Source organism: Paraburkholderia sp. A3BS-1L, from assembly GCF_051125215.1.
Taxonomy (GTDB): domain Bacteria; phylum Pseudomonadota; class Gammaproteobacteria; order Burkholderiales; family Burkholderiaceae; genus Paraburkholderia.
In genome coordinates, this window is the sequence record NZ_CP120443.1 from 34,899 (window position 1) to 60,130 (window position 25,232).

At 66.2% G+C, this 25,232-nt stretch carries 27 protein-coding genes and 2 pseudogenes; 16 read left to right on the forward strand and 13 right to left on the reverse strand.

Features of this window, described 5'->3' with window-relative positions; translation table 11 throughout:
* Nucleotides 1-3 precede the first annotated feature (3 nt).
* The 3 genes from P5W99_RS15365 to P5W99_RS15375 all read left to right on the forward strand — a co-directional run bounded on the left by P5W99_RS15365 (nt 4) and on the right by P5W99_RS15375 (nt 4,317).
* The gene (locus P5W99_RS15365) at nt 4-327 is read left to right on the forward strand and encodes a DUF485 domain-containing protein (protein ID WP_421026051.1); all 324 of its coding nucleotides are present in this window, start codon (nt 4-6) and stop codon (nt 325-327) included.
* Nucleotides 324-2,015, forward strand: coding sequence for a cation acetate symporter (locus P5W99_RS15370; RefSeq protein ID WP_421026052.1), 1,692 nt, complete (start codon nt 324-326; stop codon nt 2,013-2,015). The genes P5W99_RS15365 and P5W99_RS15370 overlap by 4 nt, the downstream gene beginning before the upstream one ends.
* Nucleotides 2,016-2,262: 247 nt before the next feature.
* A complete protein-coding gene (locus P5W99_RS15375) occupies nt 2,263-4,317 on the forward strand; it encodes a VTT domain-containing protein (RefSeq protein ID WP_421026053.1) in 2,055 nt (684 codons plus the stop codon).
* Between the two features lie 43 nt (nt 4,318-4,360).
* Here the strand turns inward: P5W99_RS15375 and P5W99_RS15380 are convergent, their stop codons facing one another.
* On the reverse strand, nt 4,361-4,630 hold the full coding sequence (locus tag P5W99_RS15380; RefSeq protein WP_421026054.1) for a hypothetical protein: 270 nt from the start codon (nt 4,628-4,630) through the stop codon (nt 4,361-4,363).
* A gap of 218 nt (nt 4,631-4,848) precedes the next feature.
* Here P5W99_RS15380 and P5W99_RS15385 point away from each other — a divergent pair, with 218 nt between their 5' ends.
* Complete coding sequence (locus P5W99_RS15385) at nt 4,849-5,928, forward strand: Dyp-type peroxidase (RefSeq protein WP_421026055.1); 1,080 nt, start codon at nt 4,849-4,851, stop codon at nt 5,926-5,928.
* Nucleotides 5,921-6,721, forward strand: coding sequence for a family 1 encapsulin nanocompartment shell protein (locus P5W99_RS15390; RefSeq protein ID WP_421026056.1), 801 nt, complete (start codon nt 5,921-5,923; stop codon nt 6,719-6,721). The genes P5W99_RS15385 and P5W99_RS15390 overlap by 8 nt, the downstream gene beginning before the upstream one ends.
* 105 nt (nt 6,722-6,826) lie before the next feature.
* On the opposite strand, the pseudogene P5W99_RS15395 reads toward P5W99_RS15390, so the two are convergent.
* Nucleotides 6,827-7,892, reverse strand: a pseudogene (locus tag P5W99_RS15395) (TonB-dependent receptor); the annotation flags it as partial.
* 328 nt (nt 7,893-8,220) lie between these two features.
* On the opposite strand from P5W99_RS15395, the gene P5W99_RS15400 reads away from it, so the two are divergent.
* A complete protein-coding gene (locus tag P5W99_RS15400; RefSeq protein WP_421026057.1) occupies nt 8,221-8,541 on the forward strand; it encodes a pyrimidine/purine nucleoside phosphorylase in 321 nt (106 codons plus the stop codon).
* Nucleotides 8,542-8,681: 140 nt separating this feature from the next.
* Here the strand turns inward: P5W99_RS15400 and P5W99_RS15405 are convergent, their stop codons facing one another.
* The 4 genes from P5W99_RS15405 to P5W99_RS15420 all read right to left on the reverse strand — a co-directional run bounded on the left by P5W99_RS15405 (nt 8,682) and on the right by P5W99_RS15420 (nt 13,593).
* Nucleotides 8,682-9,863 (reverse strand): enoyl-CoA hydratase/isomerase family protein, encoded by a 1,182-nt coding sequence (locus P5W99_RS15405; protein WP_421026058.1) that lies wholly within the window; start codon nt 9,861-9,863, stop codon nt 8,682-8,684.
* Nucleotides 9,864-9,866: 3 nt separating this feature from the next.
* Nucleotides 9,867-10,652 carry an enoyl-CoA hydratase gene (locus tag P5W99_RS15410; protein ID WP_421026059.1) on the reverse strand — a complete coding sequence of 262 codons (786 nt, stop codon included), beginning with the start codon at nt 10,650-10,652 and terminating at the stop codon, nt 9,867-9,869.
* A 19-nt stretch (nt 10,653-10,671) separates the two neighbouring features.
* Entirely contained in the window at nt 10,672-12,387 is a 1,716-nt protein-coding gene (locus P5W99_RS15415) for an AMP-binding protein (protein ID WP_434663655.1), read from the reverse strand.
* Nucleotides 12,388-12,459: 72 nt separating this feature from the next.
* Entirely contained in the window at nt 12,460-13,593 is a 1,134-nt protein-coding gene (locus P5W99_RS15420) for an acyl-CoA dehydrogenase family protein (protein WP_421026061.1), read from the reverse strand.
* 121 nt (nt 13,594-13,714) lie between these two features.
* Between P5W99_RS15420 and P5W99_RS15425 the strand changes: the two genes are divergently transcribed.
* The 4 genes from P5W99_RS15425 (at nt 13,715) to P5W99_RS15440 (ending at nt 17,532) form a co-directional block, all read left to right on the forward strand.
* Entirely contained in the window at nt 13,715-14,839 is a 1,125-nt protein-coding gene (locus P5W99_RS15425) for an AraC family transcriptional regulator (RefSeq protein ID WP_434663660.1), read from the forward strand.
* Between the two features lie 112 nt (nt 14,840-14,951).
* The gene (locus P5W99_RS15430; protein WP_421026063.1) at nt 14,952-15,206 is read left to right on the forward strand and encodes a DUF4148 domain-containing protein; all 255 of its coding nucleotides are present in this window, start codon (nt 14,952-14,954) and stop codon (nt 15,204-15,206) included.
* A 315-nt stretch (nt 15,207-15,521) separates the two neighbouring features.
* Complete coding sequence (locus tag P5W99_RS15435) at nt 15,522-16,823, forward strand: NCS2 family permease (RefSeq protein WP_434663665.1); 1,302 nt, start codon at nt 15,522-15,524, stop codon at nt 16,821-16,823.
* Between the two features lie 175 nt (nt 16,824-16,998).
* A complete protein-coding gene (locus tag P5W99_RS15440) occupies nt 16,999-17,532 on the forward strand; it encodes a cytochrome b (protein ID WP_421026065.1) in 534 nt (177 codons plus the stop codon).
* A gap of 94 nt (nt 17,533-17,626) precedes the next feature.
* Here the strand turns inward: P5W99_RS15440 and P5W99_RS15445 are convergent, their stop codons facing one another.
* Together P5W99_RS15445 and P5W99_RS15450 are read right to left on the reverse strand one after the other, a co-directional pair.
* The gene (locus P5W99_RS15445; RefSeq protein WP_421026066.1) at nt 17,627-17,920 is read right to left on the reverse strand and encodes a DUF1488 domain-containing protein; all 294 of its coding nucleotides are present in this window, start codon (nt 17,918-17,920) and stop codon (nt 17,627-17,629) included.
* 300 nt (nt 17,921-18,220) lie between these two features.
* The gene (locus P5W99_RS15450; protein WP_421026067.1) at nt 18,221-18,439 is read right to left on the reverse strand and encodes a DUF2964 family protein; all 219 of its coding nucleotides are present in this window, start codon (nt 18,437-18,439) and stop codon (nt 18,221-18,223) included.
* Nucleotides 18,440-18,795: 356 nt separating this feature from the next.
* On the opposite strand from P5W99_RS15450, the pseudogene P5W99_RS15455 reads away from it, so the two are divergent.
* From P5W99_RS15455 to P5W99_RS15470, 4 genes and pseudogenes are all read left to right on the forward strand, one after another.
* Nucleotides 18,796-19,425: pseudogene (locus P5W99_RS15455) on the forward strand (sigma-54-dependent Fis family transcriptional regulator); the annotation flags it as partial.
* A 231-nt stretch (nt 19,426-19,656) separates the two neighbouring features.
* A complete protein-coding gene (locus P5W99_RS15460) occupies nt 19,657-19,986 on the forward strand; it encodes a helix-turn-helix domain-containing protein (protein ID WP_421042717.1) in 330 nt (109 codons plus the stop codon).
* 93 nt (nt 19,987-20,079) lie between these two features.
* Nucleotides 20,080-21,213, forward strand: a complete 1,134-nt coding sequence (locus tag P5W99_RS15465) for a VIT1/CCC1 transporter family protein (RefSeq protein ID WP_434663670.1) — start codon at nt 20,080-20,082, stop codon at nt 21,211-21,213.
* Entirely contained in the window at nt 21,210-21,524 is a 315-nt protein-coding gene (locus tag P5W99_RS15470; protein ID WP_421026070.1) for a 2Fe-2S iron-sulfur cluster-binding protein, read from the forward strand. Before P5W99_RS15465 ends, P5W99_RS15470 begins: the two co-directional genes overlap by 4 nt.
* Before the next feature lie 136 nt (nt 21,525-21,660).
* Here P5W99_RS15470 and P5W99_RS15475 read toward each other — a convergent pair whose 3' ends face one another.
* Nucleotides 21,661-21,951, reverse strand: a complete 291-nt coding sequence (locus P5W99_RS15475) for a DUF4148 domain-containing protein (protein WP_421026071.1) — start codon at nt 21,949-21,951, stop codon at nt 21,661-21,663.
* A gap of 355 nt (nt 21,952-22,306) precedes the next feature.
* Here P5W99_RS15475 and P5W99_RS15480 point away from each other — a divergent pair, with 355 nt between their 5' ends.
* Nucleotides 22,307-22,570 (forward strand): DUF4148 domain-containing protein, encoded by a 264-nt coding sequence (locus tag P5W99_RS15480; RefSeq protein WP_421026072.1) that lies wholly within the window; start codon nt 22,307-22,309, stop codon nt 22,568-22,570.
* A gap of 140 nt (nt 22,571-22,710) precedes the next feature.
* Here P5W99_RS15480 and P5W99_RS15485 read toward each other — a convergent pair whose 3' ends face one another.
* From P5W99_RS15485 to P5W99_RS15500, 4 genes are all read right to left on the reverse strand, one after another.
* A complete protein-coding gene (locus P5W99_RS15485) occupies nt 22,711-23,253 on the reverse strand; it encodes a hypothetical protein (RefSeq protein ID WP_434663674.1) in 543 nt (180 codons plus the stop codon).
* A gap of 140 nt (nt 23,254-23,393) precedes the next feature.
* On the reverse strand, nt 23,394-23,588 hold the full coding sequence (locus P5W99_RS15490; RefSeq protein ID WP_035527789.1) for a YqaE/Pmp3 family membrane protein: 195 nt from the start codon (nt 23,586-23,588) through the stop codon (nt 23,394-23,396).
* 29 nt (nt 23,589-23,617) lie between these two features.
* Entirely contained in the window at nt 23,618-23,812 is a 195-nt protein-coding gene (locus P5W99_RS15495) for a DUF1653 domain-containing protein (protein ID WP_434663677.1), read from the reverse strand.
* Between the two features lie 43 nt (nt 23,813-23,855).
* Nucleotides 23,856-24,524, reverse strand: coding sequence for a TetR/AcrR family transcriptional regulator (locus tag P5W99_RS15500; RefSeq protein ID WP_434663680.1), 669 nt, complete (start codon nt 24,522-24,524; stop codon nt 23,856-23,858).
* Nucleotides 24,525-24,586: 62 nt separating this feature from the next.
* On the opposite strand from P5W99_RS15500, the gene P5W99_RS15505 reads away from it, so the two are divergent.
* Entirely contained in the window at nt 24,587-25,219 is a 633-nt protein-coding gene (locus P5W99_RS15505) for a glutathione binding-like protein (RefSeq protein WP_421045285.1), read from the forward strand.
* Nucleotides 25,220-25,232: the final 13 nt, after the last annotated feature.

A 25,232-nucleotide genomic window follows, 5' to 3' on the forward strand; every position in this document is an offset into this window, starting at 1 on the left:
ACCATGACGACCCCAGCGATCGACACGATCAAGGCACACCCAGAATACCGGCAGCTCGTTGCCGTGCGCCGGCGCTTCAGCTTCACGCTCACCGCGCTCATGATCGCCCTCTACTACGGCTTCATCCTGATCGTCGCGCTCGCGCCGCACCGGCTCGCGCAGCCGCTCTATGCGGGCGCCACCATCAGCGTCGGCATTGTCGTGGGCGTGGCTATCATCGCCGGCGCCATCACGCTCACCGGCCTCTATGTGCTGCGCGCCAACCACCGCTTCGATCCCGCCATGCGCGCGCTCGTCGCGAAGTTCCAGGGCGAGGTGCAGGCATGAAGTCCCTTCGCCTTTTCTGCGCATTCGCACTCGCCACCGCCAGCAGCCTCGCTCTTGCCAATATGCCGGGCGGCGCGGCCGCGCCCATGTCCAAGCCGCAGCACAACCCCGTCGCCATCGGCATGTTTCTGCTGTTCGTGCTCGTGACGCTAGGCATCACCCAATGGGCCGCGCGCCGCACGCGCACCGCGCGCGACTTCTACACGGGCGGCGGCGGCATCAGCGGCTTGCAGAACGGTCTCGCGATTGCGGGCGACTACATGTCGGCGGCCTCGTTCCTCGGTCTCTCGGGCATGGTGTTCATGTTCGGCTTCGACGGCCTCATCTACTCGATCGGATTTCTGGTCGGCTGGCCGTTCGTGATGTTCCTGATCGCCGAGCCGCTGCGCAACCTCGGCAAGTTCACGTTCGCCGATGTCATTGCGTATCGCTTCGAGCAAGGCCCGATCCGCCTGATGACCTCGGCCAATGCGCTGATGGTCGTGATCTTTTACCTGGTTGTGCAGATGGTGGGCGCGGGCAAGCTGATCGAATTGCTGTTCGGCCTGCCGTACTGGATTGCCGAGATCGTCGTGGGCGCGCTGATGGTGATCTACGTGTTCTTCGGCGGCATGAAGGCCACCACGTGGGTGCAGCTCATCAAAGCGGGGCTGCTGCTGTGCGGCGCGACCTTCATGGCCGTGCTCGCGCTCGCGCACTTCGGCTTCAGCCCGAACGAGATGTTCCGCGAGGCCGTCAACGTGCACCCGGGCGCGCTCTCCATCATGGCACCGGGCAAGCTGATCCGCGATCCGCTCAACGCGCTCTCGCTCGGCATCGCGCTGATGTTCGGCACGGCCGGCTTTCCGCACATCCTGATGCGCTTCTTCACGGTGCCCAACGCCAAGGAAGCGCGCAAGTCGGTGTTCTACGCGACGGGGTTCATCGGCTACTTCTATTTGCTCACCTTCGTGATCGGCTTCTCGGCGATCGCGCTGCTCGCGCAGCATCCGGAGTTCTTCCGCGTCGACGCGGCAGGCCACTTCAATCTCACGACCGACCTGCTCGGCGGTTCGAACATGGTGGCCGTGAAGCTCGCCCAGGCGGTGGGCGGCAATCTCTTCTACGGCTTCATCGCGGCGGTCACGTTCGCGACAATCCTCGCCGTTGTCGCTGGCCTCACGCTCTCGGGCGCCACCACGGTCTCGCACGATCTCTACGCAAGCTGGCTTGCGCGCGGGCGCAAGAACGAGCAGCGCGAGATGCGCATCTCGCGCGTGGCGACGCTCGTGCTCAGCGCGGTGGCGATCGGCCTCGGCATCCTGTTCGAGCATGCCAACGTGGCATTTCTCGTGGGGCTCGTCGCAGCCGTTGCGGCCAGCGCCAATTTCCCGGTGCTCGTGATGTCGATCTTCTGGAGCGGCATGACCACGCGCGGCGCGGTGGCCGGCGGGGTGCTCGGGCTCGTTTCCTCGGTGCTGCTCACGGTGTTCTCGAAGTCGGTCTGGGTGGACGTGCTCCATCATGCGCATGCCCCCGTGTTCCTCGACAATCCGGCGCTGGTCTCCGTGCCGCTCGCGTTCGTCGGCATCTGGGCGGTATCCCGGCTCGACACCAGCGCACGCGCGCGCAAGGAGCGCGAGGCGTTCGCCGCGCAGGAGTTCTATGGGCAGACCGGGCTTCTGCCGATGGAGGCCGTGGAGCATTGAGGCACTGAGAAGCGACTGAGAAGCCGCGACGGAGCATCAGCGCCGCTTTGCATACCATCGCGCCCCGCAGCGTCAAGCACGCTGCGGGGCGCAGTGCTTTTGGCGAGGCAACCGGCACCCGGCCGCCCCCGCTCCACGCGCGCATTTGCGCAGCCGGTTATATTGCGCATGGGGCGCCGCGTGCAGCCCCTGCCCGTTGCCCTTTGCCGATCAACCGCCGCCCCGCCAGCACCCAGTCGCCTTTCCGATGGAGCACGCCTACGTCCAGTTGCTGCACCTGCTTGCCGCCTATCCGGGCTGGACGCTCGCGTTCGTGGCCTTCGCGGCCTTCGCCGAATCGCTCGCGCTGGTCGGCACGTTTTTCCCGGGCAGCACGGCCATGTTCATCGCGGGCGCCTTCGCCGGCACCGGCGCGCTCAATCTGGGCTGGCTGTTCGCCTGGGCCATCGCGGGCGCCGTAGCCGGCGACGCGCTGAGCTTCTGGCTCGGCCGCCGCTATCGCGGCTCGATCGCCCAAGTCTGGCCGTTCAGCCGCTACCCCGTGATCCTCGAGAAAGCGCAGGTCTACTTCCAGAGCCACGGCACGCGCAGCGTGATTCTCGCGCGCTTTGTCGCGCCGATGCGCGCCGTGGTGCCGGTCGTCGCGGGCATGGCGGAGATGTCGCCGATGCGCTTCTTCGTGATGAACGTGATCTCGGCGCTCGTCTGGGCGCCCGCGCACATCTTGCCGGGCGTGGTGTTCGGCGCATCGCTGCAACTCGCGGGCGCCGTGTCGTTCCGGCTCGTGGTCGCGCTCGCGATCATCGTATTCGCGGGCTGGCTGGTGTGGAGCATCACGCGGATTACGCTCGGCCATCTGGACGCCTGGGCCAGCGCGTCGCGCCGTGCCGTGGCGCGCTGGGCGGCGGGCCACCGGGGCCAGGCCGGGCGCCGTCTTGCGCGGGTGCTCGATCCGCGGGAGCCGGCGCTCGGCGCGTTAATCGCCGTCACGGCGCTGGTGCCACTGTGCGCGACGGTGTTCTCTTACGTGCTCAGCGATCTGCTGAACGGCGACCCGCTCGTGCAGATCGACCAGTCAGTGCGCCAGTTTCTCCAGTCGATCCATACCACCTGGGCCGACGATGTCCTCATTCACGTCGAGACGCTTGGCAGCAACTACACGCTCGCGGCGCTCGTGGCCACCATCACGCTCTGGCTCGCATTCGAGCGGCGCTGGCGCACCATCGGCTACTGGGCGCTCGCCGCAGGCGTCTCGCAGGCGCTCATCGTCGCGCTGCGCGTGGCGATCCACCACGACGTGGCCGGCGCCGCGCATGTGGGCGCCTATGTGTTCCCGAGCGACCGCGTGGCCTCGATGGTGATCGTCTACGGCTTCGCGATGTTCCTGCTCGTGCGGCGCGTGAACGTGGTGCAGGCGGCCATGGTCGCGATGTTCGGCAATGCGATCGTAGTGGCGGTGACGTTCGCGGGGCTCTATTTCGACCGCTTCCTGTTCTCCGATGCCATCGGCGGCGCGGCCTTCGCCTCGATCTGGGTGTGGATGGTCGTGCTGCTCTCGCTGTGGCGCTATCCGCAGCGGCCAGCGAATCGCAACTTCATGCCATCGGTCGTGTTCGCCGTGCTCGCGCTGGCTTTCGCACTGCAGCGCGGCGCGGCGGAGCGCGCGGAGGCGCAAGCTTCGCGTACCGAAGCGCCGCCGCAAACCATCACGCAGCTCGTGTGGACCGATTCGCTCTGGAGGACCTTCGCGTGCTACCGCATCGACATGAAAGGCGAGCGTCGGGAACCGATGACGATCCAGTGGGCCGCCAGCGCCGCCGACCTGCGCGTGGCGCTGCACGAAGCCGGCTGGAGCGAGGGCGCGCAATTCTCGCTGAGGAGCGTGCTCTCGCTGGTCGCGCCGAACGTGGACGCGCTTGCGCTGCCGCTGCTGCCGAAGCTGAACAACGGCATGCCCTCGCCGCTGGTGTTCGAGCGCGCGCATCTGCCCAATGACCCCGCACGTCCGGGCAGCCGCCGCGACGTGCTGCGCTTCTGGCCCACGGGCTATGCGCTGGCTCCGGCGCAAGCCGCGGACGGCGCCGCGCCCACGCCGATCTGGGTGGGCTCGCTCGTGCACGAGCGCTTGCGGCGCGCGTCCTGGCCGTTCAACATGCTGGTGACTTATGCCGGCAGCCACGACAGCGCCGGCCCTGAGCTGGCCGCACCCGGCCAGCCGACAAACTGGCGCGCGATCACCATGCCCGGCAGCGAGGGCTGCGAGGGCCGCTCCGTGATGCTGATCGTTTCAGGCGGGCATTGAACCCGTCCTGACTCCGCCGATGCTCGCGCGTTAGCCGCCCTGGCTAATGGCTTTCGCCCCAGCTTCCCGTCGCGTGAAAGCGATCGATGCGCTCACGCGCATCGGCATACGCCGCATCGAGCGCGGCGTCGGCGCCGACATGGTTGCGCATCAGATCGTGGAAGCGGACGCTGCGCCCTTCCACATGCGCGTCCGCGCCATGGCGGCAGATGTAGCCGCTGTAGTGAAACAGCGGCTCGGGCGAGCGCGGCCCAAATGCCGGAATCGGCAGCACCCAGATCTCGAAACCTTCATGCTCGGTGTGATCCCACATGGTCTGTCTCTCGAACGCTGTGACGATGCCTATCGTCGCACGTCAGGGCACTCGCCTGCAAACCGCCCGTTTCCGCGAGTTTGGCTACACTATGCGGGCAGCCGGCGCGCCTGCGCCACGCCCGTGCCCGGAACCGCCGCAAGCCAACCAACCACCAACCACAAACCAACCACAAGCCGCCCCCGACGCAGAACCCAGTCCAGCGACCCGCCCACACCATGACGCAGCCCAATTCAACGCCCGATCCCCAGCCTGTCTCCACCACCGTCACCCGCAACGCGATCTTCATCGTCGCGACCGTCAACGAAGACGCCGCGAGCCGCGCTACCGTGCGCGCCTGGTGCGCCGACGTCGCCAACCTCGCGCGCGCAGTCGGCAAGCGCGTGCCGGGCGGCAATCTCTCGTGCGTGGTGGGCTTTTCGTCTGATGCATGGGATCGCCTGTTCGGCGACCCGCGCCCCGCCGAGCTCCATCCGTTCCGCGAATTCGGCTCGGGCGAGCGCGTGGCCGCGGCCACGCCCGGCGACCTGCTGCTGCACATCCGCGCGGACCAGACCGACCTGTGCTTCGAGCTGGCCACGCAACTGATGAACCGCCTCGAAGGCGCGGTCACGACCGTGGACGAAGTACACGGCTTCCGCAATTTCGACATGCGCGCGATGATCGGCTTCGTCGACGGCACCGAGAACCCCACCGGCAACGAAGCCGAGCACTTCACGGTGATCGGCGCGGATGAAGACGCCGAGTTCGCGGGCGGCAGCTACGTGCTGGTGCAGAAGTACCTGCACGACATGAAAGGCTGGAATGCGCTGACCGTGGAGGCGCAGGAGCGCATCATCGGGCGCACCAAGCTCCAGGACATCGAGCTCGACGCAGACGTGAAGCCGAGTTGCTCGCATAGCTCGCTCACCACGCTCACCGACGCCAACGGCGACGAAGTCAAGATCGTGCGCGACAACATGCCGTTCGGCCGGCCGGGCTCGGGCGAATTCGGCACCTACTTCATCGGCTATGCGCGCTCGCCCGCGCCCATCGAGCAGATGCTGGAAAACATGTTCGTCGGCAAGCCGCCCGGCAATTACGACCGTCTGCTCGATTTCAGCCGCGCGGTCACGGGCAGCCTGTTCTTCGTGCCTTCGCAGCCGCTGCTCGAAGCGCTCGCCGAGCGCGAGCCGAGCCTGGCCGGCGCAGTGAGCACGAGCCTGGAAGACCAACCCTCATTCGAGCCCGCCGCCGCGGCCTGCGCGGACGGCTCGCTCGCCATTGGATCTCTCAAAGGAGCACCCCGGCATGAATAATCTCCATCGCGAGCTGGCGCCCATTTCCGCGGCCGCATGGTCGCAAATCGAAGAAGAAGTCGCGCGCACCTTCAAGCGCTCGCTCGCGGGCCGCCGCGTCGTCGACGTGAACGGCCCCGGCGGCGTGGATCTCGCCGGCGTCGGCACCGGTCACCAGAGCGGCATCGAATCGCCGCTCGAAGGCATCCGCGCGCGCCAGCGCGAGGTGAAGGCGCTGGTCGAGCTGCGCGTGCCGTTCGAACTGTCGCGCGAAGCCATCGACGATGTCGAGCGCGGCGCGCAGGATTCCGACTGGCAGCCGGCCAAGGACGCGGCCACGCGTCTCGCGTTCGCCGAAGATCGCGCGATTTTCGACGGCTACAAGGCGGCGCAGATCACGGGCATCCGCGAAGGCACCTCGAACCCGATCTTGCAGATGCCGGCCGACGTTGCCGATTATCCGGTCGTGATCGCGAGAGCGCTCGAGCAGTTGCGCCTGCAAGGCGTGGACGGCCCGTACGCGGTGCTGCTCGGCTCCGACGCCTACACGGCCGTGAGCGAGGCGAGCGATTCGGGCTACCCGATTCTCGAGCACATCCGCCGCCTCGTGAAAGGCGAGATCATCTGGGCGCCGGCGCTCGAAGGCGGCAGCATCCTCACGACGCGCGGCGGCGACTTCGCGCTGCACCTGGGCCAGGACGTTTCGATCGGCTATGCGTCGCACGACGAGAACACCGTGCGCCTCTATCTGCAGGAGAGCTTCACGTTCATGATGCTCACGTCCGAGGCTTCGGTCACGGTTGCGGGAGAGTAAGCGAACATCGGGGCGCGCCTGCATGGCGCGCGTGCAAGAAAACGCAGGGGGCGCCCGTTGTACTTCAGGCGCCCCCTGCCTCGTTTACATCCCCGGCTCAAAGCCTCACTGACAAAAATTCAGCGTGACCATCGCCGAGCGGCCCGGCACCCAGGTTGCGTAGATCGGATACGCGCTCTGGTAATACTTCTTGTCGAAGAGATTGTTCAGGTTCAGCTGCAAGTCCACCGACTTCGTCACGCGCCACGGCACCGAGGCGTCGAAGCGCGCGTAGCCCGGAATCCACTTGCGCGTGGTCGACGTGACCGACGCATATGTCTCGCTCGATACGGTTGCGCCGGCGCCCAGCGTGAGCTTGGGCATCACGTCATAGCTGGTCCACAGCGTGAAGTTGTGCCTGGGCACCATCACCATCGGCAAGCCCGAATTCTGCGGGCTGGTCGGGCCTGCGTTGGTCGTGATCGCATCGAGATACGAATAGCCGCCGAACATGGCCCACTTGTTCGTCACGTTGCCCGCGAAGCCGAACTCGAAGCCGCGCAGGCGCTGCGAGCCCGCGTTGATGGTGCCACCCAGGCCATCGCTCACGCGCGCATTGGTCTTGTCGGTCTGGAACAGCGCGGTGGTGAGCGAAAGACGTTCGTGGAGCACATCCCACTTCGCGCCCAATTCGATATTGCGCGCGCTCGGGCGCGAGGTCCTGGTTGGTCGCCGTGATCTGGTCGGTGCCGCCGCCGAGGCCCGAATTCGCGCCCGGCGGACTCGCCGACGTGCCGTACGACGCGTACAGGCTCACCGTGCGCACCGGCTTGAGCACGAGGCCGAACTGGTAGCTGAAGAGATTCGAGGTGTTCGACAGATCGGGCACACCCGCCTGCTGCGCCGTGACGTCATAGCGGTCGAAGCGCAGGCCCGCGTTGAAGATCCAGCGCTCCGAAAGCTGCACGCTATCGAACAGGTAGGCCGAAGCGATGTTGGTCTGCGGGTTCGTGGTCGGCCCCGGGAAGCTCTTGTCGCCGTTGAGCAGCACGCTGCCGGTCAACGGGTTGTTCGGGTGCCAGTACGCGAGCGGCGTGCAGTTGTAGGCCACCGAGCACGGCCCGCCCGAGCGGATGTTGTTGCCCTTCGAATCGGTCACGAGATAGCCCTCGTAGCGGTCCTGCTCGTGGCTGACTGGCCACGATCGGTGGGCACCGGCGTGCCGCCCGTGGATCGAAGGCGGAGACGTCTTGAGCCGGGCGTCACGGGCCGCCCGCGTCAAAGGAATCCTGTGTTGAGCCTCACTTGCGAATGCGTATGATTTTCATTTACTAAATCGATTGTAATAAATCATCAGCGAGGTGTAAACACACACGGCGCATTTCACGGGGGATTTCGCGGGATTTCGCTGAAAGCGCGCGGCGAGTGCCGGTATGATGTCGGTCCCGCTGCGTGCGCGCAGAACCGCGCCCGCCACGCGCCAACGCATCCATTTCACGAAGACTCAGAGGAAGACCGCCATGACGGCTGCAACACAATTCGACCAGGTTTCCGTGGTCCGCAAGGCCAACGTCTATTTCGACGGCAAGTGCGTCTCGCACACCGTGCTGTTCGCCGACGGCACGCGCAAGACGCTCGGCGTGATCCTGCCAGGCCAGCTGAACTTTGGCACCGACGCCCCCGAACTCATGGAAGTGCAAGGCGGCAAGTGCCGCATCCGTCTCGACGGCAGCGACGAGTGGAAGACCTACGGCGCAGGCGAGTCGTTCTCGGTGCCGGGCAAGAGCCGCTTCGACATCGACGTGATCGAGACGCTCGACTACTGCTGCAGCTATCTGTAAAGCGCACCGGCGCGCTTGCAGTTGCAAGCCCTGCCCGCCCTGCTTCGCGCACGGCGGGCATTTTTATTTCTTCGTGCGGGTCTATGGGGGGGCTTATGGGGCCGATGGAGACGCCGCGCAGATCCATCGCGCGGCGCGCATCAGGCACCCAGAGCGGCGAGCGGATGCGTCTCCTCGCGCCACGGCGAGCACAGGAAATGCTGCACACGCTCGTCGCGCAGTTCGGCGAGCGTCGCGGGCGCCCAGCGCGGCTTGCGGTCCTTGTCGACGAGATGCGCGCGCACGCCTTCGCAGACGTCGCCCTCTTCGATTGCGCGCACAACGATCCCGAGCTCCATGCGAAAGCTCTCCGCCAGCGTCATCTGGCGGCCGCGCAGCAGCGCCTCGCGCGTGACTTCGAGCATGGTCGGCGAGTAATGCGTGAGCGCTTCGAGCGTGGCCGCAAGCCATGCCCGCACGTCCTCGGGCTGCTCGTGCTCGAGATCGGCGCGCAACGTATCGACGATCTGCTCGACGCGCGCACGGCGCACGAAGTGCCGCGCGATCAGCGGTGCGCGCGCAGCCAATGCGCTTGCCGGTGCGCTTGATTCACTTGATACCCCTGATGCACCCGGCGCATCGGGCGCCATGTCGAACACCGCGCGCAGCGCCGCGAGCACGTCCCCATCCATGCTCGCTTGCGCGAGGCGCGCCTCGTAACCGTCGAGCCATTCGCCCGGCACGCAAATATCAGCGAGGTGGCAGTGGAGCGCGTCGGCGCCCGTGAGCAGCACGCCGGTCAGCCCCACATACAGCTCGGTCTCCACCGGCATCTTCGCGAGAAAATGCGTGGCGCCCACGTCGGGCAACATGCCGATGCGTGTTTCCGGCATCGCGATCTTCGTGCGCGTGGTGGCCACGCGTAGTGCCGCCGCCTGGCCGAGGCCCATGCCGCCGCCCATCGTTACGCCGTCGAGCAGCGCGACGAGCGGCTTGTCGAACGTATGCAGCGCGAAATCGAGCCGATATTCGTCGACGAAGAACTGCTGCCAGCCATCGTCGCCGAGCCGCTTGCCCGCGCGCGCGAGACTATCGATCGCGCGCACGTCGCCGCCCGCGCAAAAGCCCTTCGGACCCGCACCTTCGAGCACGAGCGCGACGATCGAGTTGTCATGGCGCACGCGTTCGAGCAGCACCGCAATCTCGCGCACCATCGCATGCGAGAGCGCGTTGAGCGCGGCGGGACGATTCAGCGTGATAATCGCGACGCGGTTGACCACGCGGAACAGCACGTCCGGGCCGGCCTCCGATGCTGTTTGAGCGGAAGCGGGTGTTGCATTCATTGCTTAATTCTCCGTATCAATTTGCCATTGCGGCTTGCGCTTCTCGAGGAAGGCGTTAACACCTTCGCGCTGGTTGGGCGAATCGAACAGGTCGATGAAGCGCTCCCGCTCCACGGCGAGCGCCGCGCCACGCGGCACGCCGTTGCGCGCCTGGTGAATGAGCGACTTGCTGAACGACACGGCCTGCGGGCTCAGCGACGCCACGCGCGCGGCCATGGCGAGCGCGACGTCGCGCGCACCGCCCTGCGGCACCACTTCCTCCACGAGGCCGATGCGCAGCGCCGTGGCGGCATCCACGCGCTCGCCGGTCAGGACGATGCGCTTGGCCCAGCCCTCGCCCACGAGCCAGGGCAGCGTCTGCGTACCGCAACCGCACGGTAGCAGGCCCACGGCGGGTTCGGGCAGCGCGAGTTGCGCATGCTCCTCGGCGATGCGGATATCGCAAGCGAGCGCACATTCGAGCCCGCCGCCCATCGCGTAGCCGTTGATCGCTGCAATCACCACGGGCCGTGCGTTCTGCAGCGCCTCGAATGCGGCGCCGAATGCCGAGGCTGCCGTGCGCGCGACTTCGCGATCGCCCGTGGCGAACGCGTTCAGGTCCGCGCCCGCGCTGAAGAACTTCGTGCCGTTGCCGGTGATGACGATGGCGCGAACTTTCGCCTCGCGGTTGAACGCCTCGATCACCTCTTGAAGCTGGCACAGGCCATCGACGGTAAAGGCGTTCGCGGGCGCTCTCGCCAGCGTGATGAGCGCCACCGTGTCGTCACACATGTACTCGAATTCGATCATTTCGGATTCCACTCTGTTTTCATCGCAACTCGGGGAAATCCTCTTCCCAGTATTCATCGGGCTGGCGCGCGGGTTCATCCGTGCGCTCCATTTCGCGGCGGCGCAGCTCGACGCGACGGATCTTGCCCGAGATCGTCTTCGGCAAGTCGCTGAACTGAAGCCGGCGAATGCGCTTGTACGGCGCGAGCTTTTCGCGCGAGAAGCGGAACACCTCGCGCGCGAGATCGGGTCCCGCCTCGTAGCCCTGGCGCACGATCACGAACGCCTTGGGCACCGAAAGCCGCAACGGGTCGGGGCTCGGCACCACGGCCGCCTCGGCAATCGCCTCGTGCTCGATCAGCACGCTCTCCAGTTCGAACGGGCTCAGGCGGTAATCGGATGACTTGAATACGTCGTCGGCGCGGCCCACGTAGACGAAGTAGCCGTCGTCGCGGCGCATCGCCACGTCGGACGTGTGGTAGTAGCCGTTGCGCATCGCCTGCTCGGTGGCCTTCGCGTTGTTCGCGTAGCCGGTCATCAGGCCGAGCGGGCGTTGAGCCGGATCGGACCCGAGCGTCAAGGCAATTTCGCCTTCGCTCACGGGCTGATCGTCGGGATCGACGAGCTCGACACGGTAGCCCGGCAGCGGCCTGCCCATCGAGCCCGCCACCACGGGCTGGCCCGGCGAGTTGCCGATCTGGCAGGTGGTCTCGGTCTGGCCATAGCCGTCGCGGATCGTGATGCCCCACGCGTGGCGCACGCGCTCGATGATCTCGGGATTGAGCGGCTCGCCCGCACCCACGATCTCGCGCAGCTTCACTGCGTAGCTCGCGAGCGGTTCCTGCACGAGCATGCGCCACACCGTGGGGGGCGCGCACAGCGTGGTCACGCCGCATTGCACGAGCACACCGAGTACGTCTTTCGGCACGAAGCGCGCGTAGTTGTAGACGAACACGCAGGCCTGCGCATTCCACGGCGCGAAGAAGCAGCTCCACGCGTGCTTGGCCCAACCCGGCGAGCTGATGTTCCAGTGCACGTCGCCGGGCATGAGGCCGATCCAGTACATCGTGGAGAGGTGCCCAACGGGATAGCTCTGATGCGTGTGCTCGACGAGTTTCGGCTTCGAGGTGGTGCCCGAGGTGAAATAGAGCAGCATCGGGTCGCTTGCGCGCGTCGGGCCATCGGGCTCGAACGCGGCGCTCGCTTCACAGGCGCGCGAGAGATCGATCCAGCCGTCTCGCGCCCCGCCCACCGCGATGCGCTTCACGCTCGCGTCGAGCGCATCGAATTTCGCGAGCTCGGCTGCATCGACCACCACGAAGCGCGCGCCGCCGGCCTCCACGCGCTCGCGCACGTCGTCGGGGGCAAGCTGCGTGGTGGCGGGCAGCACTACCGCGCCCAGCTTCATCGCCGCCAGCATCACGTCCCACAACTCGACACGGTTGGGCAACATCAAGAGGAGTCGATCGCCGCGGCCCACGCCGTTTTCGCGAAGGAAATTTGCCATGCGCGAGGAACGCTCGGACATCTGCGCGAACGAATAGCGCGTGCCGCCTTTCGCGAGATCGTCGACGATCCAGAGCGCCGGGTTGTCGTTGCCGCGCGCCATCACGTCGAAGTAGTCGAGCGCCCAGTTGAAGGTGTCGAGCTGCGGCCACGCGAACGCTTCATACGCACGCGCGTAGTCGGTGCGGTGACGCAGCAGCAGCTCGCGTGCGTCGATGAAGGCCTGCGCGGAAGGGGTGAACCCGGTCATCGTCGTCTCCTGATTGAATCGCGGCGCATGTGCGCTTTTTTATCGGTGCATCAATTACTTCGCCATCCTTTCTTATAGCTCACGCGCGATCACCATGCGCTGCACCTCGCTCGTGCCTTCGTAGATCTGCGTGATGCGCGCGTCGCGGTAGTGGCGCTCCACCGGGTAATCGTTCAGAAAGCCATACCCGCCGTGAATCTGGATCGCGTGCGAGCACACTTCCTCGGCCATTTCCGACGCATAGAGCTTGGCCTGCGAGGCCTCGGAAAGACAGGGCTTGCCGAGCGTGCGCAGCTTCGCCGCATGATGCACGAGATGGCGCGCGGCGTTGATGCGCGTTTGCATGTCGGCGAGCATGTTCGCCACGCTCTGATGCCGGATCAGCGGCTCGCCGAATTGCACGCGCTCGTGCGCATAGGCGCGCGCCGCGTCGAAGGCTGCGCGCGCGATGCCGAGCGCCTGCGCCGCAATGCCAATGCGCCCGCCTTCGAGATTCGACAGCGCGATCTTGAGGCCCTCGCCGCGCTGGCCAAGCAGGTTCGCCTCGGGAACCGCGCAATCGACGAGCGAAATCGGGCAGGTGTCCGAGGCGCGAATGCCCATCTTTTTCTCGTGCGGCCCCACGTTGAAGCCCGGCGTATCGGTGGGCACGACGAAGGCCGAGATGCCGCGCTTGCCCGCATCGGGATCGGTCACCGCGAACACGATCGCCAGCTTCGCGCGCGAACCGTTCGTCACGAACTGCTTGTTGCCGTTGAGCACCCACTTGCCGTCGCGCAGCTCGGCGCGCGTGCGCAGATTGTTGGCCTCGGAGCCGGCCTGCGGCTCGGTCAGGCAGAACGCGCCGATCAACTCGCCGCTCGCGAGCTTCGTGAGCCAGCGGTCCTTCTGCTCCGCATTGCCGTACTGAAGGATCGGCCCGCAGCCCACCGAGTTGTGCACGCTCACGAGCGTCGCGCACGACGCACAGCCCGCGGCAATCTCCTCCATCGCGAGCGCGTAAGCCACGTAGTCGGTATAAGAGCCGCCCTGTTCCTGCGGCACGATCATGCCGAGAAAGCCCAGTTCGCCCAGTTGCTTGACGACCTCATCGGGCAGCTTGCCGTCGCGGTCCCATTGCGCCGCGTTGGGCGCGAGGCGCTCGCTCGCGAAGTCGCGCGCGGCGTCGCGGATCATGCGCTGGTCGTCGGTATAGAACTCGTCCATCTCTGTCTCCTTCGCTGCGCGCTCGCGCCGCGAGACGCGCGTTGGGTGCATCCACTGTCGCGCCGTGCAGCCGCCGCCGCAAGGCCCATGAAAAGTTTAGGCATCCGCGCGCCCCCATTCGATGCCCGCCACGATCAAAGTCAATGAGCGAATTTGCCATAATGTCTTCGATAACCGCACCGGAGGCCAATCCTTGCAGCCAGGGCAAACCAGCAAAGTGAGCGAAAAAGGCACGATCGCGATAAGCCTCGTGCGTGAGACGGTGGCGCGCGCGCGCGCGCGCGGGTTCGACGTAGCGCCCGTCGTCGAGGCGGCAGGCATCGCGGCGAGCGCGCTCGATGCGCCGCACGTGCGCGTGAGCGCCGCGCAGTACGGCGCGCTGTGGTCCGGCATCGCGCGCACGCTCGACGACGAATTCCTCGGCCAGGACTCGCACGCCATGAAGAGCGGCAGCTTCATCGCCATGACGCACGCGGCGCTGGGCGCGCAGACGGGCCGCCAGGCGCTGCAGCGCAGCGTGCACTTCATGCGCCTCGTGCTCGACGACCTGACCGGCGAAGTCGATATCGACGCCACGCGCGTGCGCATCGCGTTCCGCCAGCGCGCGGGCACGCACGTGCCGGCGATGTTCGCCTACGCCACCTGGTTCATCCTCGTCTACGGCTTGCTGTGCTGGCTCGTGGGGCGGCGCATTCCGGTGCTTGCGGCGCGCTTTCGCTGCGCTGCGCCGCCCGACGCGCGCGAGTACCAACTGATGATCTGCGAGGACATGGCCTTCGACCAGCCCGATTCGTGGTTCGACCTCGCACCCGCGTTCCTCGACCTGCCCGTGATTCAGAGCGCTGCCTCGGCGCGCGCTTTCCTGCGCAACGCGCCCGGCAATTTCGTCGTGAAGTACCGCAATCCGGCCTCGTTCGCGGCGCGTGTGCGGCGCGCGCTACGCGCCCTGCCGGCTCACGCGTGGCCCGACGCCGACACCCTCGCACAGCGCCTGAACGTCGCGCCCGCGACCTTGCGCCGGCGCCTGCACCAGGAAGGCCACAGTTGCCAGTCGATCAAGGACGAACTGCGCCGCGACCTCGCGCTCGAGGCATTGCGCGACCCCGCGCGCTCGGTCGCCGACGTCGCGGCCGCTGTGGGCTTCGCCGAGCCGAGCGCATTCCATCGCGCGTTCCGCAAGTGGACCGGGCGGCGCCCTGCCGAATATCGGAAGCCGCACATACTGGCGGAGCCGAAGGCGCGCTGAACACGACGCTCGGATGGGCGCGCAGCGAGGGTGTCGATCTAATTGCAAACCTTACTATTAGCGAGATAAGACCTATAATTTTAGGGTTATCCCTAATACGAAAGGCATGACCATGAACACTCTTTCGCGTGTGACGCTTGGCGTGCTGGCAGCGGCTTGTTGCGTTGTGTCGGCAAGCGCGCTGAGCCAACCGTACAATTCGTCGGGCCCAATGACGCGCGCCCAGGTGCGCGCAGACCTCGCTGATTGGCGCGCGGCGGGCTACGATCCGCTCGACTGGATTCACTACCCCGAAAACGCCCAGCGCGCCGCGGCAATCGTCGCGCAACGCCGCGCTTCGGGAATGATGCCGCAATCGCCGCAGTAAGCGCATCACGCTGAAGGCCCTCCCTTTTACGGGAGCACCGATCCGCCAGCAAGCGCGGACCGATGCTCCCGTTTTGCGCTTTTTTGCCGGCTGAACAAGCCCGCACGCGCCGCTTCCCACAGCCGACTCACTTGACGCACGGCAAACTGTTGCGGCCCTTCCACGCTCGTCCAAGCTTTTCTGCGCTCGCGGAACAATTGTTTACAATCGCGCCCATCAACGCGTGAGCCGGCCCCGCGGGCGACGTCCCATCGTCTCTCGCCCTCGCCGAACGCCAAAACGAACAACCCGCACGACTCTCGAGGCCCAACCTCCATGGACGCCATCAAACGCTATTTCGGATTCGAAGAAGCAGGCACGAACCTGCGCACCGAAGTGCTAGCCGGCTTTACCACCTTTCTCACGATGGCGTACATCATCTTCGTGAACCCGGCGATTCTCGGCGATGCCGGCATGCCGAAAGACGCCGTGTTCGTCGCCACCTGCCTCGTCTCGGCGCTCGCCTCGATCATCATGGGGCTCTATGCGAACTACCCGATCGCGCTCGCGCCCGGCATGGGCCTGAACGCGTACTTCGCGTACGCCGTCGTCAAGGGCATGGGCTTCACGTGGGAGGCGGCGCTCGGCGCGGTGTTCATCTCCGGGTGCCTGTTCTTCGTGGTCACGCTGCTGCGCGTGCGCGAGGCCATCATCAACGGGATTCCGCATTCGATCCGCGTGTCGATCACGGCCGGCATCGGACTCTTTCTCGCGATCATCTCGCTCAAGACGTCCGGCGTGATCGTCGCGAGCCCGGCCACGCTCGTCGAGCTCGGCAACCTGCACGACGCGCACACCCTGCTCGCGATCGTCGGCTTTTTCGCCATCGTCACGCTCGACGTGCTCAAGGTGCGCGGCGCGATCCTGATCGGCATCGTGGGCGTGACGATCCTCTCGTTCTTCTTCGGCGGCAATCAGTTCCACGGCATCTTTTCGGCGCCGCCCTCGATCGCGCCCACCTTCGCGCATCTCGACATCAAGGCCGCGCTCTCGACCGGCATCCTGAACGTGGTGCTCGTGTTCTTCCTCGTGGAGCTGTTCGACGCAACCGGCACGCTGATGGGCGTGGCCAACCGCGCCGGCCTGCTCGTGCACGGCAAGATGCACCGTCTGAACCGCGCGCTGCTCGCGGACAGCACCGCGATTCTCGCGGGCTCGGTGCTCGGCACCTCGTCGACCACGGCCTATATCGAAAGCGCTTCGGGCGTGCAGGCGGGCGGGCGTACAGGCGTGACGGCGCTCACCGTGGCCGTGCTGTTTCTCGCGAGCCTGTTCGTCGCGCCGCTCGCGGGCGTGGTGCCCGCCTACGCCACGGCGCCGGCGCTGCTCTATGTGTCGTGCCTGATGCTGCGCGAGCTCGCCGAGCTGCCCTGGGACGACGCCACCGAAGTCGTGCCCGCCGCGCTCACGGCGCTCGCGATGCCGTTCACGTATTCGATCGCGAACGGCGTGGCCTTCGGCTTCATCTCGTATGCAGGCCTGAAACTGCTGACGGGCCGCATGCGCCAGGTGCGCCCGATCGTCTGGATCATCGCGGCGGTCTTCCTGTTCCGCTATTTCTACCTGGGCTCGGCGTAAGTCCTTCAGATCTCTGGTGTTCGCGCACGCCCCGGCGGCGTGCGCCCGTGATGCGGATCCGGCGGAGCCATATCAAGGATTCCGGCCACGCAGCCGCACGGTGCACGGCGGCATCCTTATCATACCGATACTCGACCATCCCGACGATAACGATCCATCCAAAAGGAGCCGCCCCGTGGCCACCTACCCCGCCTCCGCAGAACGCTACTCGAAGCCCGCAATCTTCTTTCACTGGGCTGTCTTCCTGCTCGTCGCGCTGGCCTATCTCGCCATCGAAGTGCGCGGCCCCAAAGGCTCGGACAGCCGGGTGTTCTGGAGCAATGTGCACTACTGGGCGGGCACGCTCGTGCTCGCGCTCGCCGTGCTGCGCCTGTTTTGGCGCATGTGGGAAGGCGCGCCGCAGGACATCGATTCGAACCGCCTGCTCACGTTCCTTTCGCGGCTCGTGCACGTGGCGCTTTATGTGTTCATCTTCGTGCAGCCTGTGCTCGGCATCCTGACGATCAATCTGGCCGGCAAGCCCGTCACGCTCGCCGGCATCGACCTGCAGATCATGCTGGTGAGCGCGGACCCGGTCGCGCGCAAGGCCGTCAAGGCCGCGCACGAATTCATCGGCAACGCGTTCTACTGGATCATCGGCATTCACGCGCTCGCGGCCATCGCGCACCACGTGATGTTCCGCGACAACACGCTGCGCCGCATGATCTGACGCGCACGCGCGAGCCCGCGCAGAAAATAAACGCAAACGCCCCGCGGCCTCTGTCAGGTCGCGGGGGAATCTCGAAACACCAGCAACAGAAAATTCAGGACGCCGCGCCGTGCGCCTGCACGAAGCGCACGTAGCCGCTGCGCAGCGTAAGGCATTGTGCGCGCGTTTCGGAAAGCAGGCGGCGCGCGACCGCCTCGATGCGCTCGCGATGGTGATCGAAAGCGTCAAGCATGTCTTCCGCGCGCGGGGACGCCGCGCCGAAGTGGTCCTCCAGCGCCGCCGCCGTGATCGTACATTCCACCCGCTCTCCATCGATCATTGCCGGAAACGCCAAGGTCAAATCGGGTCCCGAGTACTCGGGCGCCTCATTCGGAAACTGGATCTGCATGGGAATGGCCTTAGGTTGAGGGTCAGCGGGCCGCGCTTGTACGATGCACCTCCTCGGCATACGCGCGGATCAAATGCCGACCGCCGCAAGTGTCGCTACGTTCGACACGATTGCGGCGGCCGTCTGGATTCACTTTAGGATACTTCGCGCGACCCGCAAGGGCGACTTTGTCACACGCGCGAAAAGATTCGCGCGGCCGGGTTTTTCCGGCGTTTCTTCAGCGTTTTGCGAACCGGCCGTTGCGCGCGCAAGCACGTTCCGCGCCGCACGCGGCATGGCGCACTGCAACATCACACGCGCTCACGACTCGCGATGCCGTCGATGCTCGATCTCGATGTCCTTCGGGTGCACGGTGAGCATCGCCACGAACGCGACGATGCCGCATGACACGATCGTCATGCCGTACAGCACGACCCGAGACTCGTCGAAGAGCAAGCCGTGAATCGCGACCGCGAGACCCGCGAGCGCGACAAAGACGGCGAGCGCCGCCACCAGGATCCTCAATTCGCCTTGGACCATGACAGCCCCTCCGCAAGACGCCGCGGCCGCGCCAAAGACCCCGTCATACCCGCTGCGCCGCCGCCGGGACGCGCATGCGCACGCCCTTGTCTTCATCCTGGCACTCGTGTGCGCAAAGGCAAGCCGCACGTGATGCCGAGGTTGCGACGCCCACTCCGCACCTGGCCGCGGGCGGCAGAATTGGCCCGCAATCGCCTGGGCGCACGCCCGCCTTCCTGTGCCATGACCCGACCGATGCGGGAGCGCATCGGGATGCTGCGGCGCAACGCCCGGTGCAGCGTCAAATCAAATTTGGAGACACGCGTGACCCGACACCCCTCCGTCACCGTCCAGCCCCCAAGAGGGCCCGCGCGGACATGATCGCGCAAGCGCACGCGCGCTCGCGCGCCATCGGTCTGCGCGTCGCCGAAACGCCGGATTTCCGGCCGCTCGGCCGTACCGATCTGCGCGAGCTGATCGACGCGAAGCGCACGCTCTACGCCCAGGCGCGGCCCGTGATGGATGCGCTGCACGCGCAGATCGTCGAACCGAAAGCATGGTGCTGCTCACCGACCGCAACGGCGTGATCCTGCACAGCCTCGGCGACACTGGCTTTGTCGAAAAGGCGCGGCGCGTGGCGTTGAGCCCGGGCGTCTCGTGGGCCGAGCGCGACCGCGGCACCAATGCGATCGGCACGGCGCTCGTCGACGGCCAGCCCACCACGATTCACGCGGGCGAGCACTTCTTGCACTCGAACCACATCCTCACTTGCTCGTGCCCGCCCATCGCCGATCCGTGGGGCCGCACGCTGCGGCGCGCTCGACGCGAGCGGGGAATCGCACGGCGCGCACACGCACACGCTCGCGCTCGTGCGCATGTCGGCGCAGGTGATCGAGAACCATCTGTTCAAGACCGAATTCGCGGGCGCGATTAAGCTGCAATTTCATGCGCGCGCGGAATTCATCGGTACGTTGTACGAAGGACTGGCCGCTTTCTCCGCCGATGGCACGCTGCTATGCGCCAACCGCGGTGCGCTGTTCCAGTTCGGTTCAGCGCGTCGCTTGCGGCATTGCAGCAGCGCGGTTTCGAGGCGCTGTTCGGTGAGCCGTTTCCGGCGTTCAGACGCAGCTCATGCGCGCACGCAGCGAAGCGCGCGACGAGCTCATCGCGCTCACGCTGCCAAGCGGCGTGCGCGTGCTCGCGCGCGGCACGCCGGGCGCGGCGGTCGCCGGCGCGCTGTGCTGCGCACCGCCGCGATCATGGCCGAAGGCGAAGACGCCATCGACCTCGCGCATCTGCCCGAAGATCTCGCGCACGACTGCGCGCCCGCCGGCGATGACGCCAACGCGTCGGGCGCATCGACCGGCGAGACGCATGGCGCGCCTGCGCCTTTCGCCGCCTGCGCTCCAAAGGAAAGCGTCGATGCCTCGCGGCCCGCGCGCCTCGCGGACTGGCAGGCGCGCCTGATCGACGATGCGCTCTCGCGCCACCACGGCAACGTCTCGGCGGCAGCGCGCGAATTGGGGCTCGCGCGCAATACGGTTTATCGGCATCTGCGGCGGCGCTGAGGGACGCGCGCGGTCCGCCGGAAGCACGCAAGTGCCACGCGCGGCGAAACGAGCCAGGTTAAGCTTCGCTGGAACGCATTTCCCACGCGCATCATGGCCTCCGCCCAGGAACTCCACCGCTACCGGCGCAATCTCGCCGACGAACTCGACAGCGCCGCTGTCTACGACACGCTCAGCGCCGTCGAAAAAGACGCCGGCCGCCGCCAGATCTTTGCCGAGCTCGCGGCGTCGGAACGCGAGCACGCCCAGGTCTGGCACGACAAGCTCGCCGCCAACGGGGTACGCGTGCGCTCGCACCGGCGCAGCGCGAAGACACATCTCTTGCAAACGCTTACACGCATCTTCGGCCCCTCGCTCGTGCTGCCCACCGTCGCAGCCGCCGAATACGCCGACCGCGACCGCTACGCGCGCGAGCCCGGCGCGGAAACGCTCTCGGCACAGGAACATCAGCACGCCGCGATCGTCCAGTCGATCGTCGCGAGCAAGCGCACGCACGGCCAGCAGTCGAAGGGCGCACAGATCGCGGGCGCCGAGTCGTGGCACAAAGGCGCGACCTCGGGCAACGACCTGCGCGCCGCCGTGCTCGGCGCGAACGACGGACTCGTTTCGAACTTCTGCCTGATCATGGGCGTGGCCGGCGCGGGCAGCGCCAACCGGGCGATCCTGCTGACGGGCCTCGCCGGGCTGGTCGCGGGCGCGTGCTCGATGGCGCTCGGCGAATGGCTTTCGGTGACCAACGCGCGCGAACTCGCGCGCACCCAGCTCGCCAAGGAAGCCGACGAGCTCGAGCACACCCCCGACGCCGAGCGCCACGAACTCGCGCTCATTTATCAGGCCAAGGGCGTCGACGCCGACGAAGCCCGCCGCGTAGCCGCGCAGATCATGCGCGACAAGGACGAGGCACTCGACACGCTCGCGCGCGAGGAACTGGGCATCGATCCGAAAGAGCTGGGCGGCAATCCGTGGACGGCCGCAGCCGTGTCGTTCTGCCTGTTCGCGCTGGGCGCGGCGTTTCCGACAGCAGCGTTCCTCTGGGCGCACGGCACGGCAGCCATCGTCCAGTGCGTCGCGCTGAGCACGCTCGGCCTCGCTGCCGTTGGCGTGTTCACGTCGCTGTTCAATGGACGCAGCGCGGCATTCTCGGCGTTCCGGCAGATCGCCATCGGCCTCGCCGCTGCCGCGTTCACGGCGGGCGCGGGCCACTTGCTGGGGGTATCGGTCTCATGAGCGCCCACGACTTGCCCGCAACGCCAGCGGTGCCGCTCGTGCGTGTGGAGCCGCTGGGCTGCACGTTCGAGGCGCCGCCCGAACTGACGCTGCTCGAGGCCGCCGCCTTCGCCGGCATCCGCCTGCCGCGCCTGTGCCGCAATGGCACGTGCCGCACCTGCCTGTGCCGCGTCGTGAGCGGCGAGGCGAGCTTCACGATCGAATGGCCGGGGCTGTCACGCGAAGAAAAAGCCGAGGGCTACGTGCTGACCTGCGTAGCCGTGGCGCGCACGGATCTCGTACTCGACGTGCCCGACGCCGAGCTTTTGTAGTTTTTGCAGGCCGCGCCCGCCCAAAAAGCAAAACCGGCCCGCGACGTCACATCGCGGGCCGGTTGCCTTATGCGGAAGCCGGCGGACGGCACCCCGGCGGCGGGTGCCCCGGTGGATAGCGCCCTGGCGGACGGCGTTACTGGCCGCCGAAATACACCGATTGCGAACCCTTGCGAGCCGCCTCGGAAACGTAGCGCGCGCCGGCCATTGACGTGGAGTTGCTCACGCCGCCGTACGCGCTGTCGCCCTCGGCAACGGGCGTGGCTGCGGCTGCCGTAACCATATTCTGATTGCGCTGGGTCTGCTGGAATTCGACGAGTTGGGCGCGCACCTGATCGCGCGTGAGACCCTGGCTGGACTGGGCGAAAGCGGCCAGCGGCGCGGCGCAGGCAGTGGCGATGACAACGGCTTGAATGAGCGACTTCATGACGATTACCTCCGAAATTGTATGAATCGCCTGGGTGCGGGATCGTGTCGTGCAGCGCAGGCGTTGACTGGATTCTAGGCAAGCTCCAGTGCCGGATATAGCGTGATTACGGCGAATTCCAGTTGCAAATTTCGCAATAATCCGGACGCCTGGCGGCTCGAATACGCCTCCAAAGACAGTTTCTGGCCGGCTTCGCGATCGAAATAATCAGACGAATCGTGGCGCGGATTATTTCATCTGGAAGAACACTGAATTCGCTTTATTAGTATTTACCCTTAGTCCAAGAAGCCCTACAGTGCTGCCATGGGTCACGCCATCGTGCGAGCCACTAAAAAAGAACTTGGAGGTCATTGTTATGAATTCGTTTATCAAGGCTGCAGTGTTTGCCGCCATCGCCGCTGTTCCGGTACTTTCGTTCGCTCAAGCGCAGCAACAGCAACCCGTCACGCGTGCAGAAGTCCGCGCCGAACTCGCCCAGCTGCGCGCAGCAGGCTACGATCCGAGCGACTGGATGCACTATCCGCAAAACATTCAGGCAGCAGAAGCGCGCATTGCCGCCGAGAAGTCCAATACGGCTTACGGTCCGTCGACGACCGGCACTTCGCAATCGGGTCAGTAATTCCCACACGGTTGCCCTGCGTTTTCCCCCGCCAGGCAGCGCCGAAATGAATCAGGCCCGCCGCTCGTGAGAGCGGCGGGCCTGATTGTTTTTACCATTGCTGTATCGGCGCGATGCTCCTGCCAGATCAGCCGTGACGGTCAGTGACGGCTTTCGTGGATTTCTCCATCGCCGTTACCGTTGCCAGTGCGGCCACTGCTCCACGACCCGCCACGGCCTCCGCCACCGCCACGCGAGCTATTCGCGTCGCCGCCGCGGCCACCGCCGCCTCGCCAGCCGCCCGAGTCGCCACCGCGACCGCCGCCGCGCCAGCCGTTCGAATCGCCACCTCGGCCACCGCCGTGCCAGCCATTCGAATCGCCGCCACGGTTGCCGCCGCCGCGCCAGCCGTTCGAATCGCCACCGCGATCGCCGCCATGCCAGCTGCGCGAATCGCCGGTGGGCCGGCCCCACCATCCGCCACGACCGCTGTCGTTCCAGCCACGACGATCGTAATCGCGATCGCGATAACTATCCCCGCCGCCCCAGATGCCGACATTCATGCCGCCGTAAACCGGCTGGCCATAGCCCGGCGCGTAGCCGTAATTGTCATAACCGGGTTGACCGTAACCGTAGTCGTAACCCGGCGCCACACACCCTGCGAGCAGGGCGACAGCGCCAGCCATCAGCGCATACTTGAACATGACGAAGCTCCTCCTTTCCGTCTGTAAGAAAGTGGCGCTCGTCTTAGGTTCTCGCCGAATTGTGAGCATGAGTTAAGAATGTAACCGCACGGCCGGCCGCATTCCCCTAATCCACCATCCATCCACTTCATGATTTGTATTTAATTGCGGCGACCCAGCGCAGCGTCGATCTTCTGATCGGTCTTGAATTGGCTGAGCGAGTACACGGCCCAGATGGCGGCGGGAATCCAGCCGATCAACGTGCATTGCAGGATCAGGCAGATGATGCCGGCGATCGGCCGGCCAATCGTGAAGAACAGCAACCAGGGCAAAACGAGTGCAATCAATAGACGCATTGCGAGACGAGCCTCGTAAGTAAAAAGCGTTAGTTGACAGGGGCGAATCGCGGCACGAGCGCGCCTTCGAATTCGACCTGTTCGAAGAAAACGGAGGCGGGCCGTGTCCAGATCGTGCCGTTCGCTGCCCGGTACACGATCATCGTGACCGATGGATCGGATTCGAGCGTCGCCACGCAAACCAGTTCGTAGATGCCACCCTTGTAGTGCCGATAACGCACCATTTTCTTTTCCTCGTCGATCGCGCCGATCGCGCAAACGCGTAGTTTAACAACGGATCGGACGGCTCCCCCAGGGCGCGCTGGCTTGCGCCGGCGTGCCGCAGATCAGCGCCACGCCGGCCACCGCCGTCGCGCGCAACGCTGCATGCGGCTCGCCGGCACGCGCGCGCAACGCGGTGCTGTGCAACAGTGCCGACGCCACACGCGCGAGCGCCGCCGGGTCGGCATCCGCCGGCAGCTCGCCTTGCTGCACGGCGTAACGCAAACGCCGCTCGAAAGCGAAGTCGAACGCGCGCAACCCCGCCGCGAGGCGCTCGCGCACCGCCTCGTCGGCCACCGCTTCGACCGCCGCCGTGCCGATCAGCAAACACCCGCGCTGCGCCGCGCGCGGCGGCAAATACCACGTGAGCGCGCCATCGAAGACGAGCAGCAGCGCCTCGGCCAGCGGCAGCGTCTCGTCCAGCGCCGCTTCCATCGCCGCGCGGCCCGCTTCGATGTAGCGCTCGACGGTCAGCAGGTAGAGTGCATGCTTGTCGCCGAACGCAGCGTAAAGGCTGGGCCGGTTCATGCCGGTCGCTGCGCTCAGGTCGTCCAGCGAGGTGCCCGCGTAGCCGCTATGCCAGAAAGTGTCGCGCGCATGCGCGAGCGCCTCCTCGGGATCGTAGGCACGAGGCCGCCCGCGCGGGCGGCTATCCTTTTTTGTACTGGATTGCATAGAAATATTGGAACGGCTATTTTTGTTCACTATAGTACAAAAATCTACCACGGAGGATGACGATGGAACTGTACTTTTCCCCGCTCGCGTGCTCGCTCGCCACGCGCATCGCGCTCTATGAAGCGAACGCAACCGCTCGCTTCATTCAAGTCGATACGCAGTCCAAACGCATGGCGGAGGGCGGCGACTTTTACGCCGTCACCGCGCTCGGCCAGGTGCCGGTGCTGCGCGAGGACGACGGCTGGACGCTGACCGAGAACACCGCCGTGCTGCCGTGGGTCGCCGACCGCTTTCCGCAGGCACAGCTCGCGCCGCCCGCCGGCACGCGCGAGCGTGCGCGCATGCAGGAATGGCTCGGCTTTATCGGTACGGAGCTGCACAAGGCCGTGTTCGTGCCGCTGCTGGGGCAAGGTGTGGAAGAACCGGTGAAGCGCTATGCGCGCGACAAGGTGGAGCGGCGCTTCGCACGGCTCGAAGCGCATCTGGCGGGGCGCGCGTATTTGCTCGATGCGTTCAGCGTCGCCGACGCCTATCTCGTTACCGTACTCAACTGGGCGCCGTATGCCGGCATCGATCTCGCGCACTGGCCCGCCGTTGCCGATTACGCGCGGCGCATGCGCGAGCGCCCGGCGGTCGCGCGCGCCATGGCCGAAGAACTCGAATTTTTCCGGCGCGAACGCGAAAAGCAGAAGTAGCCGGCAAGCAGGG

What these genes read in the sequence shown, in the direction of transcription:
- P5W99_RS15365 (WP_421026051.1), top strand. Translation starts at nt 4, where the DNA reads ATGACGACCCCAGCGATCGACACGATCAAGGCACACCCAGAATACCGG.
- P5W99_RS15370 (WP_421026052.1), top strand. Translation starts at nt 324, where the DNA reads ATGAAGTCCCTTCGCCTTTTCTGCGCATTCGCACTCGCCACCGCCAGC.
- P5W99_RS15375 (WP_421026053.1), top strand. Translation starts at nt 2,263, where the DNA reads ATGGAGCACGCCTACGTCCAGTTGCTGCACCTGCTTGCCGCCTATCCG.
- P5W99_RS15380 (WP_421026054.1), bottom strand. Translation starts at nt 4,630, where the DNA reads ATGTGGGATCACACCGAGCATGAAGGTTTCGAGATCTGGGTGCTGCCG.
- P5W99_RS15385 (WP_421026055.1), top strand. Translation starts at nt 4,849, where the DNA reads ATGACGCAGCCCAATTCAACGCCCGATCCCCAGCCTGTCTCCACCACC.
- P5W99_RS15390 (WP_421026056.1), top strand. Translation starts at nt 5,921, where the DNA reads ATGAATAATCTCCATCGCGAGCTGGCGCCCATTTCCGCGGCCGCATGG.
- P5W99_RS15400 (WP_421026057.1), top strand. Translation starts at nt 8,221, where the DNA reads ATGACGGCTGCAACACAATTCGACCAGGTTTCCGTGGTCCGCAAGGCC.
- P5W99_RS15405 (WP_421026058.1), bottom strand. Translation starts at nt 9,863, where the DNA reads ATGAATGCAACACCCGCTTCCGCTCAAACAGCATCGGAGGCCGGCCCG.
- P5W99_RS15410 (WP_421026059.1), bottom strand. Translation starts at nt 10,652, where the DNA reads ATGATCGAATTCGAGTACATGTGTGACGACACGGTGGCGCTCATCACG.
- P5W99_RS15415 (WP_434663655.1), bottom strand. Translation starts at nt 12,387, where the DNA reads ATGACCGGGTTCACCCCTTCCGCGCAGGCCTTCATCGACGCACGCGAG.
- P5W99_RS15420 (WP_421026061.1), bottom strand. Translation starts at nt 13,593, where the DNA reads ATGGACGAGTTCTATACCGACGACCAGCGCATGATCCGCGACGCCGCG.
- P5W99_RS15425 (WP_434663660.1), top strand. Translation starts at nt 13,715, where the DNA reads ATGCCCGCCACGATCAAAGTCAATGAGCGAATTTGCCATAATGTCTTC.
- P5W99_RS15430 (WP_421026063.1), top strand. Translation starts at nt 14,952, where the DNA reads ATGAACACTCTTTCGCGTGTGACGCTTGGCGTGCTGGCAGCGGCTTGT.
- P5W99_RS15435 (WP_434663665.1), top strand. Translation starts at nt 15,522, where the DNA reads ATGGACGCCATCAAACGCTATTTCGGATTCGAAGAAGCAGGCACGAAC.
- P5W99_RS15445 (WP_421026066.1), bottom strand. Translation starts at nt 17,920, where the DNA reads ATGCAGATCCAGTTTCCGAATGAGGCGCCCGAGTACTCGGGACCCGAT.
- P5W99_RS15450 (WP_421026067.1), bottom strand. Translation starts at nt 18,439, where the DNA reads ATGGTCCAAGGCGAATTGAGGATCCTGGTGGCGGCGCTCGCCGTCTTT.
- P5W99_RS15465 (WP_434663670.1), top strand. Translation starts at nt 20,080, where the DNA reads ATGGCCTCCGCCCAGGAACTCCACCGCTACCGGCGCAATCTCGCCGAC.
- P5W99_RS15470 (WP_421026070.1), top strand. Translation starts at nt 21,210, where the DNA reads ATGAGCGCCCACGACTTGCCCGCAACGCCAGCGGTGCCGCTCGTGCGT.
- P5W99_RS15475 (WP_421026071.1), bottom strand. Translation starts at nt 21,951, where the DNA reads ATGAAGTCGCTCATTCAAGCCGTTGTCATCGCCACTGCCTGCGCCGCG.
- P5W99_RS15480 (WP_421026072.1), top strand. Translation starts at nt 22,307, where the DNA reads ATGAATTCGTTTATCAAGGCTGCAGTGTTTGCCGCCATCGCCGCTGTT.
- P5W99_RS15485 (WP_434663674.1), bottom strand. Translation starts at nt 23,253, where the DNA reads ATGTTCAAGTATGCGCTGATGGCTGGCGCTGTCGCCCTGCTCGCAGGG.
- P5W99_RS15490 (WP_035527789.1), bottom strand. Translation starts at nt 23,588, where the DNA reads ATGCGTCTATTGATTGCACTCGTTTTGCCCTGGTTGCTGTTCTTCACG.
- P5W99_RS15495 (WP_434663677.1), bottom strand. Translation starts at nt 23,812, where the DNA reads ATGGTGCGTTATCGGCACTACAAGGGTGGCATCTACGAACTGGTTTGC.
- P5W99_RS15500 (WP_434663680.1), bottom strand. Translation starts at nt 24,524, where the DNA reads ATGCAATCCAGTACAAAAAAGGATAGCCGCCCGCGCGGGCGGCCTCGT.
- P5W99_RS15505 (WP_421045285.1), top strand. Translation starts at nt 24,587, where the DNA reads ATGGAACTGTACTTTTCCCCGCTCGCGTGCTCGCTCGCCACGCGCATC.